We start from the raw sequence: 13,935 nt of genomic DNA on the forward strand, positions 1-13,935 counted from the left end.
CCCAGCGCAAGCCTCGTGACAGCGGCATCCCGGATTGATAGAGGCTGCGGTTCCGACCCGCTCTGGTGATTTATGGCTGAACCTCCACTGAAAGGCGTCCGCGCCATCGAACTGGCCCGCATCCTGGCCGGGCCATGGGCCGGGCAGTTGCTGGCCGATCTCGGCGCCGATGTCATCAAGGTCGAAAGTCCCGATGGCGGCGACGACACCCGCAAATGGGGTCCGCCCTTCGTCATGAGCCATGACGGCGAGAACCTGTCGGCCGCCTATTATCACTCCTGCAATCGCGGCAAGCGTTCCATCGCCATCGACTTCTCGACGCCTGAGGGTGCTGAAACGATATGCCGGCTGGTCGCTACCTCGGATGTGCTGATCGAGAACTTCAAGCTCGGCGGGCTGAAAAAATACGGCCTCGATTACGAGAGCCTGCGCAAGATCAATCCAAAGCTCGTCTATTGTTCGATCACCGGCTTCGGCCAGGATGGGCCTTACGCACCCCGCGCGGGCTATGATTTCATCATCCAGGCCATGGCCGGCATGATGTCGATCACCGGCGAGGCCGGGCGCGAGCCGCAAAAGGCCGGCGTCGCCATTTCCGATATCTTCACCGGCCTCTATTCGGTGATCGCCATCCAGGCAGCGCTTCGCCATGCCGAAAAGACAGGCGAAGGCCAGCACATCGACATGGCGCTGTTCGACACCCAGATCTCCGCACTCGGCAACCAGAACCTCAACTATCTCGTCTCCGGCAAATCGCCGGTGCAGATGGGCAATGCGCATATGAACATCGCGCCCTATGAGGTTGTACCGGTCAGGGATGGCCACATCATCCTCGCGGTCGGCAATGACGGCCAGTTCGGCAAATTCTGCGCCGCTGTCGGGCTCGACCATCTCGCCGCGGATCCCGATTTCGCCACCAACCCTGCCCGTGTCGCCAACCGGGTGAAACTGCGCGAGCATATGATCGAGACGCTGAAGAACTGGGATCGCGACCCGCTGCTGGCGAAACTCGAAGCAGCCAGCGTGCCGGCGAGCCCGATCAACAATATCGGCCAGATGTTTGCCGACCCGCAGACCATTGCGCGCGGCATGCGCCTCGACCTCGACGATGGCCACGGCAACCGTCTGCCTTCGGTACGCGCGCCGATGGTGATGTCCGGCACGCCGCTGGTCTATCAGCGCCCCTCACCGCGCCTTGGCGAACACACCGAAGAAATCCTTGCCGAACTGGAGAAATCTGGAAAATGAAGACCGGCGGACAATTAATTGTCGACGCGCTCGAGGCCAACGGCACCGACCGCATCTTTTGCGTGCCGGGCGAATCCTATCTCGCCGTGCTCGACGCGCTGCATGACTCGTCGATCCGCACCATTGTCTGCCGCCAGGAAGGCGGTGCCGCGATGATGGCCGACTGCCAGGGGCGGCTGACCGGCAAGCCCGGCATCTGCTTCGTCACTCGTGGCCCCGGCGCCACCAACGCCTCGGCCGGCATTCACATCGCCATGCAGGATTCTATTCCCGTGATCCTGTTCATCGGCCAGGTCGCCAGCCACGCCAAGGAGCGCGAGGCTTTCCAGGAAGTCGACTACAAGCGCTTCTTCGGCGACATCGCCAAATGGGTCGTCGAGATCGACGATGCCGCGCGCATCCCGGAATTCGTCACCCGCGCCTTCGCGGTGGCAACCTCAGGCCGCCCCGGTCCTGTCGTGATCTCGCTGCCCGAGGACATGCTGACCAGTCTGGTCGAAGCGCCCGCGGCCTTGCCACACACACCGGTCGAAACCCGGCCCGGCGAAGCCGAGCTCGACGCGCTGGAGAAACTGCTCGGCAAAGCCAAGCGTCCTTTCGTCATCCTCGGCGGCACGCGCTGGGACGAGGAAGCGGTGGCACGCATGCGCACCATCGCCGAGGCATGGTCGCTGCCGGTCGGCTGCTCCTTCCGCCGCCAGATGCTGTTCGATCATCTCCACCCGAACTATGCCGGCGATGTCGGCATCGGCATCAATCCGAAGCTGGCGACAGCGATCAAGCAGGCCGACCTGGTGCTGCTGATCGGCGGCCGCATGGGCGAGATGCCGTCCTCCGACTACACGCTGCTGAAGAGCCCCTACCCCGACCAGACGCTGGTCCATGTCCATGCCGATGCCGGTGAACTCGGCCGCGTCTACCGGCCGACGCTGGCCATCAACGCCTCGCCATCGGCTTTCGTCGAGGCGTTCGCCAACCGCAAGCCGGCTGGCACGCCGTCCTGGGCAGATGAGACAGCGAAGGCACATGCCGCCTATCTCGACTGGTCGACGCCGCCTGAAAGCGGCCCTGGCCCGGTCCAGATGGGACCGATCATGAATTACCTGGAAAAGGTGCTACCCGACGACGCCATTCTGACCAACGGCGCCGGCAATTACGCCACCTGGGTGCATCGCTTCCACCGCTTCCGCCGCTTCGCCACGCAAGGCGCGCCCACCTCTGGCTCGATGGGCTACGGCACGCCGGCTGCGGTCGCCGCCAAGGCGCTCCACCCGGACCGCACCGTGATCGCCTTTGCCGGCGACGGCTGCTTCCTGATGAACGGGCAGGAATTCGCCACCGCCGTCCAGTATGACCTGCCGATCATCGTCATCGTCGTCAACAACGGCATCTACGGCACCATCCGCATGCATCAGGAGCGTGACTATCCCGGCCGCGTCGTCGCCACCGACCTGAAGAACCCGGACTTTGCCGCCCTTGCCCGCGCCTATGGCGGCCACGGCGAAACGGTCGAGAAGACGGCCGATTTCGCCCCCGCCTTCGAGCGCGCCCGGGCAAGCGACAAGCCGGCGATCGTCGAGATCAGGCTCGATCCCGAGGCGATCACCCCGACGCGGACGATGACGCAGATCCGCGACAAGGCCTGATTGGCGAAGCAGTCGCGAAATCCGATCTCCCTCCTTGTGGGGGGTTGAGGAGTGCTCCGCGCAGCGGTCGGAAAGCCAATTGCTTGGCTTCCAAAGCAATCGCTATTCTGTCCGGCCCTACTTCGCCGCCTCGATCTGTCCGCGAATCTCGCCATCCTTGTTCGCGGCGGTGTGGACATTGACGTAATAGTTGCCGGCCGCGAGGTCGGCGGCCTGCGCGTCGGTCAGTTCCGCCGAACCCTTGATCGGGCTTTTGAGCTTGCCTTTGAACGGGATCACGGGCGCTGCGTTCGCACCCATCGCCGCCGGGCCATGAATGTGCGCAGCCGTCGCCGGCCCGCTGAGGCCGGAATATTTGACGTTCCAGCTGAGCTTCTTCTTGGCGGTATCGAAGGTTAAGGTAGCGGTGCCCTTGCCCTTTGTGGTGACCGCCGGATTCTGCTGGCTGCCATCGAGTGTGGCCTTGTACTTCACCACCTCGGCCATCGCGGGTGACGCGAACAGAAAGGCGACCGAAACGGCGAGCGCCGAAAACGCCGGCAGGAAGGATTGTGTGCGCATGAAGAACCTCCGATTGCATGTCACATGCGCCGCGGCTCCCCGACGCGCGCATGCCTAAGCTGGAACGGCCGAACAGCGTAATGTTTCCCAACACACGGTTTTGTGACCGGTCGCAAACAAAAGGCGCAATTGCCCGCCCCTCCTGGCCAGGCGATCAAACCGCTGCCAGCGCCTGCGTCAGATCGGCGATCAGATCGTCCGGATGCTCGACACCGATAGACAGCCTGACCGTCGTCTCCAACACGCCGATGCGCTGACGAACGTCGAAGGGAATGCCGGAATGGGTCATCGCCGCCGGGTGGCTGGCAAGCGATTCCGTGCCGCCGAGGCTCACCGCCAGCTTGAAGATCTGCAGCCCGTTGAGAAAGGCGAAAGCCGCCTTCTCGCCGCCCTTGATGTCGAAGGAAAAGGTCGAGCCGGCGCCGCTGCACTGCGCCTTATAGGCGCGGCCCGCAGAGGTATCCTCGCGGAGGAACGGCAGGTAGTGCACCTTCTCGACCTTGGCATGATCGCGCAGGAATTCAGCCACCAGGCGCGCATTGTCGTTGGCGCGCTCCATGCGGATCGACAGCGTCTCCAGCGAGCGGCCGAGCATCCAGCAGGAATGTGGATCGAGCTGCGTGCCGATGGCGCCGCGCAGCGCCTTGATCGGCTTGGTCACCGCCTTGCCGCCCATGGCCGCACCGGCGATCAGGTCGGAATGGCCGCCGACATATTTGGTCAGTGAATAGACCGAGACATCGGCGCCGTGTTCGATGGGTCGCTGGAACACCGGGCCGAGCAGCGTGTTGTCGCAGACGATGATCGGCGTCGAGCCCTGCTTGCCGCCGATCTCGTCGGCGATCTTTCTGATCAGCGCGATATCGACCAGGCTGTTGGTCGGGTTTGACGGCGTCTCGATCAGGATGACGGAGACGCGGCCCTTCGCCACGGCAGCGTCCGCAGCCGAGCGCACCGCCTTCTCGTCCACACCATCCGCGAAACCGACAGCGCCGATGCCGAAGCCGGACAGGGTGCGCGTCAAAAGCGTCTCGGTGCCGCCGTAAAGCGGCTGCGAATGCAGGATGACGTCGCCCGGACGGGCATAGGCGAGCAGCGTCGTGGCGATCGCCGACATGCCCGACGAAAACAGGATGCAGGCATCCGTCCCCTCATAGACCGCCAGCCGGTCCTCGACGATCTCTGAGTTGGGATGGTTGAAGCGCGAATAGACCAGGCCGGACGCCGTGCCGCTCGGCGGCTCCTTGCGGCCGGATGTGTAATCGAAGAAATCGCGTCCCTCTTCCGCCGATTTGAACACGAAGGTCGAGGTCAAGAACACCGGCGGCTTGACGGCGCCTTCCGACAGCTGCGGATCAAAGCCGTAGCTCAGCATCAGCGTCTCGGGATGGAGCTTGTGGTTGCCGATATGGGTTTTCGACGGGCGCGGCGCGGTCATGGTTTTTCCTGCGTTCTGGAGGAGTCTCGTGCGGCAATTTATGCGATCCCGATCCATCAGTCCTTGCTATTTTCGGCCCCACATGGCTGCATCCCGGCAACAAACTGCCAGGAGCGAGCAAAAGTGCAGCAGAAGATAGCCGACGATTTCGACCTTAAAATCCTGCGCGAACTGCAGGCCGACGCCCGCATCACCAACAACGAGCTTGCCGAGCGCATTGGCCTGTCGCCGTCACCTTGCCTGCGGCGGGTACGGCGGCTGGAGGAAGCCGGCATTATCAGAGGCTACACCACGCTGGTCGATCCCGCCGCCTTCGGCTGGAACATGGTCGCCATCGCCACCGTCAGGCTCAGCCGCCAGAACGAGGACGAGATCGTCATGTTCGAGGAGGCGATCCGCGGTTGGGAAGAGGTGCTGGAATGCCACCTCGTCACCGGGTCGCGCGACTATGTGCTGAAGGTGGTGACCGGCAGCCTCGACCAGTACGAGCGCTTCATCAAGGAAAAGATCGCCCGGCTGAAATGCGTCGCCTCGATCGAGACCAGCTTCGTCATGAACACCATAAAGGAACGGCGCCTCTGAATGCATGTCGCCCAAAAGTGTGCAGCGGTTTTGGGGCAACGACATGCATCAAACAAAGAAAAAGAGCGGCTCTTTCGAACCGCTCTTCGTCGCTCTCAAGATCGAAACGACCTAACCAGGCTTATTTGATCGCCTTGTCGGTGATCGCCGTGGTGTAGGCGCCGGTCGGCGCCTTGGTGATGATCTTCTGGTCGAGCAGCGCCTTGGCGGTGCGCTCGTAGGTCGCCGGATCGAGCTTGCCGTCGGCATTGTCGATCAGCTTGGCGATTTCGCTCATCATCCGCTTCTGGTGATTCTCGTCCTGGCCGCCATTATCCATGACGATGCCTGCGGCTTCGTCATTGTTGTCGACAGCGTATTTCCAGCCCTTCATCGAAGCGCGCACGAAACGCACCATCTTGTCCTCGAAGGCCGGATCCTTGAGCTTGTCTTCCGAGGCATAGAGCCCGTCTTCGAGCAGGTCGTTGCCCATCGCCGAGTAGTTGAACACGGTCAGCTGTTCCGGCTTGTAGCCGGCGTCGATCAACTGCCAGTACTCGTTGTAGGTCATGACCGAGATGCAATCCGCCTGCTTCTGGATCAGCGGCTGCACGTCAAAGCTCTGCTTGAGAACGGTGACACCGTCCGGGCCGCCTTCGGTCTTGAGGCCGAGCTTGTTCATCCAGGCGTAGAACGGATATTCGTTACCGAAGAACCAGACGCCCAGCGTATGGCCCTTGAAATCGGCTTCGGTCTTGATTGGGCCGTCCTTCGGGCAGACCAGTTCCATGCCGGCCTTCTTGAACGGCTGGGCGATGTTGACCAGCGGCACGCCCTTTTCGCGCGCGGCGAGCGCCCCACCCATCCAGTCGACGATGACATCGGCGCCACCGCCGGCGATCACCTGCTCCGGCGCGATATCGGGACCGCCCGGCTTGATGTCGACGTCGAGGCCTTCGGCCTCATAGAAACCCTTGGCCTTGGCGACGTAGTAGCCGGCAAACTGGGCCTGCGTGACCCATTTCAGCTGCAAGGTCACCTTGTCGGCGGCCATGGCCTGGAACGCGGCCAGCGACATCGCACTGGCCAGCATCGGAATGATCAGTCTTTTCATGTTTTTACCCTCTGAAGTTAACACCCAAAACCCACCGCCCTATCCACCACGGACAGAGGGATGCCAAAACGTGACGGCTCTCTCGACGAGAGCGACCACGCCATAAAAGACCGAACCCGCAAGGGCTGCAACTGCGATTTCGGCCCAGACCATGTCGATGTTCATCCGCCCGACCTCGGTCGAGATGCGGAAGCCCATGCCGACGACTGGCGTACCGAAGAATTCGGCGACGATGGCGCCGATCAGCGCCAGCGTCGAGTTGATCTTCAGCGCATTGAAGATGAAGGGCGCCGCTGCCGGCAGCCGGAGCTTCAAGAGCGTCGGCCAGTAGCCCGACGCGTAGGTGCGCATCAGGTCGCGCTCCATATGGCCGGAGGCGGCAAGGCCGGCGACCGTGTTCACCAGCATCGGGAAGAAGGTCATGATGATGACGACAGCTGCCTTGGAAGGCCAGTCGAAGCCGAACCACATCACCATGATCGGCGCCACGCCAATGATCGGCAGCGCCGAGACCATGTTGCCGATCGGCAAGAGCCCGCGGCGCAGGAACGGCACGCGGTCGGCCGCGATCGCCACGAGGAAGCCGGCGCCGCTGCCGACGACATAGCCGAAGATCACCGCCTTGAAGATGGTCTGCCGGACATCGGCGCCGAGCACCGGCAGGGAACTCGCAATGCGCGCGCCGATGGCGCTTGGCGGCGGCAAAAGGATGAAGGGGATGCCGGCGCCGCGCGTCACCGCTTCCCAGATGATCAGGATCCAGGCGCCGAAGATCGCCGGGATGATCAGGCGCAGCGCCATCCGCACCCCTTTTTCCATCGGCCGAAGACCGGACAGCACCGCGACGCAGCGCCAGGCAAGCAGCCAGGCAGCAGCGAGCAGCAGGAAGTACGGCGCCAATGCTGTGCCTTCGAAACCCGTAATGCCCGAGATCAGCATCCAGGCGACGAGGTGGGCGCCGACAAACAGCACCACGGCCTCCGCCAGCTCCGAAATCCTGAGCATTGAGATCAGCCCCGCCAGCATGCCCAGGACGATCATCGGCGTCTTTATTCCGAAATAGGGGTAGTCGAAGCTGGCGGCCGGATCTGCAAGTGCAGCCGCTTCCGGCTTAGACATCGCGCCGAGCGCCAGAGCGACAAGACACAGGAGAAGGGCCAGCACCGCTTGCCAGGAGGGCTTCAGCCAGTTCATGCCGGCCTCCCGCCCATGGCGCGGTCGACGAGGCGCCCGGCAATGCCGACCACCATGACCAGAAGTGCTGCCACCACCGAGCCGGCAACCAGCGCGGACCAGATGTCGATGGACTGGCTGTAATAGGCGCCGGCGAGCAGCTTGGCGCCGATCCCGGCAACGGCTCCGGTCGGCAATTCGCCGACAATGGCGCCGACCAGGCTCGCCGCCACCGCCACCTTCATCGAGGTGAACAGGAATGGCACGGAAGCCGGCACGCGCAATTTCCAGAAGGTCTGCGAGGCGCTGGCATTGTAGGTGTGCATCAGGTCGAGATGCATGATCTCGGGCGAGCGCAGGCCCTTCACCATGCCCACCGTCACCGGGAAGAACGACAGATAGGTCGAAATCATCGCCTTCGGGATGAGACCGGTGACGCCAATCGCCGCCAAAACCACGATGATCATCGGCGCCACGGCCAGGATAGGAATCGTCTGCGAGGCGATGATCCACGGCATCAGGCTGCGGTCGAGCGTCGCCACATGGACGATGCCGACGGCGATGATGATGCCGAGCGCGGTGCCGAAGGCAAAGCCGAGCAGCGTCGACGACAAGGTCACCCAGGCATTGTAGACAAGGCTGCGGGTCGAGGTGATGGGCCGCAGAAAGGTGTTCTCGAAGAAATTCACCGCCACCTGATGCGGTGCCGGCAGGGTCGGCTTCGGCTGCGACAACGTCTTGCCGATGAACTCGCTGAACGTGGAGGTCTCGTTGGCGCGGCGGTCGAGGTCTCGCTGGAACGGCGCGTTGAGGATGACGGCAAAGACATACCAGAGCACGACCACGCCCAGGAGGATCGAGGTGACGGGGATGAGCTTGTCGCGGAAGGTGTCCATTTTAGCGCGGCCCTCCTCCTCTCCCCACCGGGGAGAGGGTGGAGGGAGCGAAGCGAAGGCCGACCACCTTCGCGTTCGTCATCCTAGGGCGGAGCGACGCGAAGCGTCGCGCAGACCCTAGGATCCATTCCGTGACGTTGGCCGAGGGGTATAAGCGGTCCAGAATGTTCGCCTTCGAACGCACGGCGTAAGGTGCATCGGCCTGCACCGCTGCGGAACGTTGAGGTAACGGCATGGATCCTAGGGTCTGCGTCGCGTCGCTTCGCTCCTTGCTCCGCCCTAGGATGACGAAGTCGCGATGGGCCACCCCCTCAATCATCATAGCTATGCCCTGCCCTGAGGCCGTCGCGCACCCGGGCGGCGATCGCCAAAAACTCCGGCGTCTCGCGGATATCCAGCGGCCGCTCCTTCGGCAGCGTCGATTCGATGACGTCGCTGACGCGGCCGGGGCGCGGCGACATGACGACGATGCGCGTCGACAGATACACCGCCTCGGGAATCGAATGGGTGACGAAGCAGATCGTCTTGTTGGTCCGCGCCCACAGTTCCAGAAGCTGTTCGTTGAGATGGTCGCGCACGATTTCGTCCAGCGCGCCGAATGGCTCGTCCATCAGCAACAGGTCGGCATCGAAGGCGAGCGCTCGCGCGATCGAGGCGCGCTGCTGCATGCCGCCGGAAAGCTGCCAGGGGTATTTCTTCTCGAATCCTGAGAGATTGACGAGTTCCATTGTGCGCCTGATGCGCTCGGCCTGCTCGACCCGGGAGAGGCCGATGATCTCCAGCGGCAGCGCCACATTGCGTTCGATCGTGCGCCAGGGGAAAAGCGCGGCCGCCTGGAAGACATAGCCATAGGCGCGTTTCTCGCGCGCCTGCTCCGGCGTCATGCCGTTGACCGAGATGGTGCCCGAAGTCGGCTTCTCCAGATCGGCGATGACGCGCAGCAAGGTCGTCTTGCCGCAGCCGGACGGGCCGATAAAGGAGACGAATTCGCCCTTGCCGATGGTCAGGTCGACATTGGAGAGCGCCTGCACCGGACCGTCATTGGTCTGAAAGGTGAGGCCAAGTTTGCTTGCCGAAACGACGGCTGGCGAGGTTCCCGTCATTGGCCGCAGCCTGCCTTTCGCAGCCGCTGCCGCGCCCGATGAAATGCCGTTACATTTGCGCTGATGTTGTTTTCCACTCGTCCAATCCCACTCAACCGACGCCCGGAGCCTTGCCGATGTCGCCCAAACCCACCTGTCACCTTATCCGCCCTGAAAGCACTTATGAAGGCAAGCAGGGATTGACCTATTTCGCCGGCATTGCCGCCGAGACGGTCGGCTCGTCCGGCATCTGCATGCATCTGCTCACCCTGCCGCCCGGCGCCCGTGCCAAGGCGCACCTGCATGAAAGCCATGAAACGGCGATCTATGTGCTCTCCGGCGAGGTCCACACCTGGTATGGCGACCGGCTGGAGCACCACATCGTCGTCAAGGCCGGCGACCTCTTCTACATTCCTGCCGGCGTGCCGCATCTGCCGGCCAATCTGAGCAACGCTCCATCCTCGGCCGTCATCGCCCGCACCGATCCCAACGAACAGGAAAGCGTCGTCCTGCTGCCGGAACTGGATGCGCTGGTCGCCTGACACCGGCAGGACTGCGGTCATTTGCACCGCGAGACTTCCCCCATGACGTTGCCGTCTTCGTCGGCGATCGTCAGCTTCTTGGCGTTCTTGGCGCTGCGCTTGATGGTGAACTTGGTCGGCTCCGAGCCCTCTTCGCCTTCCGCTTCACAGGTTGCCGTCACCACCAGCGATCCATCGGCCTGGGCCTGCTTGTCCGTGAAGGTGCAGGCGCTGGCGGCGGTGACCAATGCCTCGTCGGTCAACAGCAGCATCCGATCGGCGGCGAGTTCCTGGCCGTTGCGGTTGATGCAGCCATATTTGTCGCCATAGGGCTTCGACAGGTCGATGCCTGCCGCGAAAGCCTGACCAGCGGCCAGAACGGCAAGCACCGTTACAAAGAGACCAAAACCACGCACGCTCATTCCCCCCAATCCAAAATCACGAACACGGTTGCAACGGCCCCATTTCCTCAAGGCCGGGAATGGTCACGAAGAAACCACCCTCGCCCTCGTTGGTGACCACAACGGTTTCAGCCGTCGTCCCCGCCTCGCCCTCGGCCGAACAGGTCGCATCAAGCGATTGCGTACCCGGCGTCGAGGTCAATTGCTGAGCGAACCGGCAGCCGCTGCCACAGGTCTCGATGCCCTCCGCGGTCAGCACGATATAGTCGTCGCCGTCCTGATAACCGGCCTTTGCGACGACGCAGCCGGCATCGTTGCCCCAAGAACCGAGCAGCCTGTCGGCCGCGGTTGCGGGACCGGCGATCGCCATCGCCACGACCAACGACATGAGCGCTGCGGAATTCGGCAACCTCAGACCCCGGTCGCCGGAATGCCGGTGCGTTCCACTTTGCGAGGCGCGGTAATGTCCTTCCAGGTCGACAGCGCCCGGTTGACCGCCGCGTTCGGTTCACGGGCGACGAACTCGCCATGGCCGGGCTTGGCCCTGACCTCGGCTTCCTCGATCGACAGTTCACCGCGCGAAAACACGAAGCGCGGCAGGCCCGTCACCTCGAAACCTTCGAAGACGTTGTAGTCGATCACCGACTGCTGCTTCTTCGACGTGATCTTCTTCTTGCGCTTCGGGTCCCAGACGACGATGTCGGCATCGGCACCTTCGACGATGGCGCCCTTCTTCGGATACATGTTGAGGATCTTGGCGATGTTGGTCGACGTCACCGCGACGAACTCGTTCATCGTCAGCCGCCCGGTGTTGACGCCGGTCGTCCACAGCACCGGCAAGCGGTCTTCGAGCCCGCCAGTGCCGTTCGGGATCTTGGTGAAATCGCCGATGCCGTTGCGCTTCTGCTTGGTGGTGAAGGCGCAGTGGTCGGTCGCCACCACTTGCAGCGATCCCGCCTGAAGGCCGGCCCACAGCGAATCCTGGTGCAGCTTGTTGCGGAAGGGTGGGCTCATGACGCGGCGCGCCGCATGGTCCCAATCCTTGTTGAAATACTCGCTCTCATCCAGCGTCAGATGCTGGATCAGCGGCTCGCCGAACACGCGCATGCCCTTCTGGCGGGCGCGGCGGATGGCTTCGTGGCTCTGTTCGCAGGAGACATGCACGACATAGAGCGGCACGCCGGCCATGTCTGCGATCATGATGGCGCGGTTGGTCGCCTCGCCCTCCACTTCCGGCGGCCGCGAATAGGCGTGGCCCTCGGGGCCGTTGTTGCCGGCAGCGAGCAGCTTTTGCGACAAGGCAGCGACCACATCGCCGTTCTCGGCATGCACCAGCGGCAGCGCGCCGAGATCGGCGCAGCGCTGGAACGACGCATACATCTCGTCGTCGTCGACCATCAACGCACCCTTGTAGGCCATGAAGTGCTTGAACGAAGTGATGCCCTTGTCGACGACGGTCGCCATCTCGTCGAACACCTGCTTGCCCCACCAGGTGATCGCCATGTGAAAGGAGTAGTCGCAGGACGCCTTCGAGGTCTTGTTGTCCCACATCTGCAAGGCTTCGAGCAGCGACTGCTGCGGCGCCGGCAGGCAGAAATCGACCACCATCGTCGTGCCGCCGGACAGCGCTGCGCGCGTGCCGGACTCGAAATCATCGGCCGAATAGGTGCCCATGAACGGCATTTCGAGATGGGTGTGCGGATCGATGCCGCCCGGCATGATGTAGCAGCCGGTGGCATCGAACTCATGGTCGCCATGCAGGTTCGAGCCGATGGCGACGATCTTGCCGTGCTGCATCAGCACATCGGCCTTCCAGGTGCGGTCGGCGGTGACGATGGTGCCGTTTCGGATGACTTTGGTCATTTTCGTGTTCCCTTGTTCTTGTCGCGCTTCTTTGTGAGCGTCGTTTGAACCCAGATTTTAGTTCACGCCACGATCCCCGCTGTCTCCACCACCGCATGAAACAACACGTCGGCACCCGCCGCTGCCCATTCCTTCGAAATTTCCTCGGCCTCGTTGTGTGACAACCCGTCAACGCAGGGGCACATCACCATGGCGGTCGGCGCGACCCGGTTGATCCAGCAGGCATCATGACCGGCGCCGGAAACGATGTTGCGGTGGGAATAGCCGAGACGATCGGCGGCATCGCGGATTGCCTTGACGCATCCGGCGTCGAAGGTCACCGGATCGAATGCGCCGACCTGTTCGACCTTGTACTGGATGTCGAGCGCCTCGCAGATCGTGTCGATGCCTTCGCGGATGCGGCCGTCCATGGCGTCCAGCACTTCCTTCTCGGGCGAGCGGATGTCGATGGTGAAGACGGTGCGCCCGGCGATGATGTTGCGCGAATTCGGAAACACTTCCATATGGCCGACAGCGCCGACGGCATCGGGCTGGTAGTCCATGGCGATTTCGTGCACCAGCTCGATCACCCGGGCCATGCCGAGCCCGGCATTGCGGCGCTTGGGCATCGGCGTCGAACCGGTATGCGCCTCCTTGCCGGTCAGCGTCACCTGCAGCCATTTCAGCCCCTGGCCGTGGGTGACGACGCCGATGTCGATGCCTTCATCCTCGAGGATCGGCCCCTGCTCTATATGCAGCTCGAAGAAGGCGTGGATCTTGCGGTCACCGACCTTCTCGGTGCCCTTCCAGCCGATGCGCTCCAGCTCCTCGCCGAATTTTTTTCCCTGTTTATCCGTGTGCTGGTACACGTCCGCCTGCTCCAGCACGCCGGCGAACACGCCGGACGCCATCATCGCCGGGGCAAAGCGCGAGCCTTCCTCATTGGTCCAGTTGGTGACGACGATCGGATGCCTGGTGGTGATGCCGAGATCGTTGAGCGAGCGGATGATCTCCAGCCCGCCGAGGACGCCAAGCACGCCGTCATATTTGCCGCCCGTCGGCTGCGTATCGAGATGGCTGCCGACATAGACCGGCGGCAGACTGGGATCGGCGCCTTCCCGGCGGGCGAACATGGTGCCCATCTCGTCGAGGCCCATTTCGAGCCCGGCCGCCTCGCACCAGCGTTTGAACAGATGCCTGCCCTCGCCGTCCTCGTCGGTCACGGTCTGGCGATTGTTGCCACCGGCAATGCCGGGGCCGATCTTCGCCATCTCCATGATGGAATCCCACAAACGGTCTGAATTGATTCGCAGATTCTCGCCGGGGGCAGCCATTCAAACTCTCTCCAATTGCACAGCGTCCCCCTCCCCCTCGAGGGGAGGGGTATCCGCGCCCAGTTTGTCAATCTATCGCCCTCAGCACTTCACGCACATGGTCGATCAGTTCGTTGAT

Annotated in this window: 14 protein-coding genes; 4 read left to right on the forward strand and 10 right to left on the reverse strand. The window is 63.0% G+C overall.

Annotated elements, in window-relative coordinates:
- The first annotated feature begins 72 nt into the window (after window positions 1–72).
- The gene (locus FJV77_RS03510; RefSeq protein ID WP_142865474.1) at window positions 73–1,248 is read left to right on the forward strand and encodes a CaiB/BaiF CoA-transferase family protein; all 1,176 of its coding nucleotides are present in this window, start codon (window positions 73–75) and stop codon (window positions 1,246–1,248) included.
- The gene (locus FJV77_RS03515) at window positions 1,245–2,894 is read left to right on the forward strand and encodes a thiamine pyrophosphate-binding protein (protein WP_142865475.1); all 1,650 of its coding nucleotides are present in this window, start codon (window positions 1,245–1,247) and stop codon (window positions 2,892–2,894) included. The genes FJV77_RS03510 and FJV77_RS03515 overlap by 4 nt, the downstream gene beginning before the upstream one ends.
- 117 nt (window positions 2,895–3,011) lie before the next feature.
- Here FJV77_RS03515 and FJV77_RS03520 read toward each other — a convergent pair whose 3' ends face one another.
- Both FJV77_RS03520 and FJV77_RS03525 read right to left on the reverse strand, forming a co-directional pair.
- Window positions 3,012–3,455, reverse strand: a complete 444-nt coding sequence (locus FJV77_RS03520) for a CHRD domain-containing protein (protein WP_142865476.1) — start codon at window positions 3,453–3,455, stop codon at window positions 3,012–3,014.
- Window positions 3,456–3,609: 154 nt separating this feature from the next.
- A complete protein-coding gene (locus FJV77_RS03525; RefSeq protein WP_142865477.1) occupies window positions 3,610–4,893 on the reverse strand; it encodes a cystathionine gamma-synthase family protein in 1,284 nt (427 codons plus the stop codon).
- A 123-nt stretch (window positions 4,894–5,016) separates the two neighbouring features.
- Here FJV77_RS03525 and FJV77_RS03530 point away from each other — a divergent pair, with 123 nt between their 5' ends.
- Entirely contained in the window at window positions 5,017–5,475 is a 459-nt protein-coding gene (locus FJV77_RS03530; RefSeq protein WP_142865478.1) for an Lrp/AsnC family transcriptional regulator, read from the forward strand.
- Between the two features lie 121 nt (window positions 5,476–5,596).
- On the opposite strand, the gene FJV77_RS03535 is transcribed toward FJV77_RS03530, so the two are convergent.
- The 4 genes from FJV77_RS03535 to FJV77_RS03550 form a co-directional block, all read right to left on the reverse strand.
- Window positions 5,597–6,568 carry an ABC transporter substrate-binding protein gene (locus FJV77_RS03535; protein ID WP_142865479.1) on the reverse strand — a complete coding sequence of 324 codons (972 nt, stop codon included), beginning with the start codon at window positions 6,566–6,568 and terminating at the stop codon, window positions 5,597–5,599.
- Between the two features lie 39 nt (window positions 6,569–6,607).
- Complete coding sequence (locus tag FJV77_RS03540) at window positions 6,608–7,762, reverse strand: ABC transporter permease (RefSeq protein WP_142865480.1); 1,155 nt, start codon at window positions 7,760–7,762, stop codon at window positions 6,608–6,610.
- Window positions 7,759–8,637, reverse strand: coding sequence for an ABC transporter permease (locus FJV77_RS03545; protein WP_142865481.1), 879 nt, complete (start codon window positions 8,635–8,637; stop codon window positions 7,759–7,761). The genes FJV77_RS03540 and FJV77_RS03545 overlap by 4 nt, the downstream gene beginning before the upstream one ends.
- Window positions 8,638–8,948: 311 nt before the next feature.
- Window positions 8,949–9,740, reverse strand: coding sequence for an ABC transporter ATP-binding protein (locus FJV77_RS03550; RefSeq protein ID WP_142865482.1), 792 nt, complete (start codon window positions 9,738–9,740; stop codon window positions 8,949–8,951).
- Window positions 9,741–9,850: 110 nt separating this feature from the next.
- Here FJV77_RS03550 and FJV77_RS03555 point away from each other — a divergent pair, with 110 nt between their 5' ends.
- Complete coding sequence (locus FJV77_RS03555; protein WP_181055698.1) at window positions 9,851–10,261, forward strand: cupin domain-containing protein; 411 nt, start codon at window positions 9,851–9,853, stop codon at window positions 10,259–10,261.
- Between the two features lie 17 nt (window positions 10,262–10,278).
- Here FJV77_RS03555 and FJV77_RS03560 read toward each other — a convergent pair whose 3' ends face one another.
- From FJV77_RS03560 to FJV77_RS03575, 4 genes are all read right to left on the reverse strand, one after another.
- Window positions 10,279–10,662 carry a hypothetical protein gene (locus FJV77_RS03560; RefSeq protein WP_142865484.1) on the reverse strand — a complete coding sequence of 128 codons (384 nt, stop codon included), beginning with the start codon at window positions 10,660–10,662 and terminating at the stop codon, window positions 10,279–10,281.
- A gap of 16 nt (window positions 10,663–10,678) precedes the next feature.
- Window positions 10,679–11,011, reverse strand: coding sequence for a hypothetical protein (locus FJV77_RS03565; protein WP_246691124.1), 333 nt, complete (start codon window positions 11,009–11,011; stop codon window positions 10,679–10,681).
- Between the two features lie 41 nt (window positions 11,012–11,052).
- Window positions 11,053–12,504, reverse strand: coding sequence for a dihydropyrimidinase (gene hydA, locus FJV77_RS03570; RefSeq protein ID WP_142865486.1), 1,452 nt, complete (start codon window positions 12,502–12,504; stop codon window positions 11,053–11,055).
- Window positions 12,505–12,566: 62 nt separating this feature from the next.
- Window positions 12,567–13,817: a Zn-dependent hydrolase gene (locus tag FJV77_RS03575; RefSeq protein ID WP_142865487.1), complete on the reverse strand. Its 1,251-nt coding sequence runs from the start codon at window positions 13,815–13,817 to the stop codon at window positions 12,567–12,569.
- Between the last annotated feature and the right edge of the window lie 118 nt (window positions 13,818–13,935).

The organism is Mesorhizobium sp. WSM4306 (assembly GCF_007003975.1).
GTDB lineage: Bacteria > Pseudomonadota > Alphaproteobacteria > Rhizobiales > Rhizobiaceae > Mesorhizobium.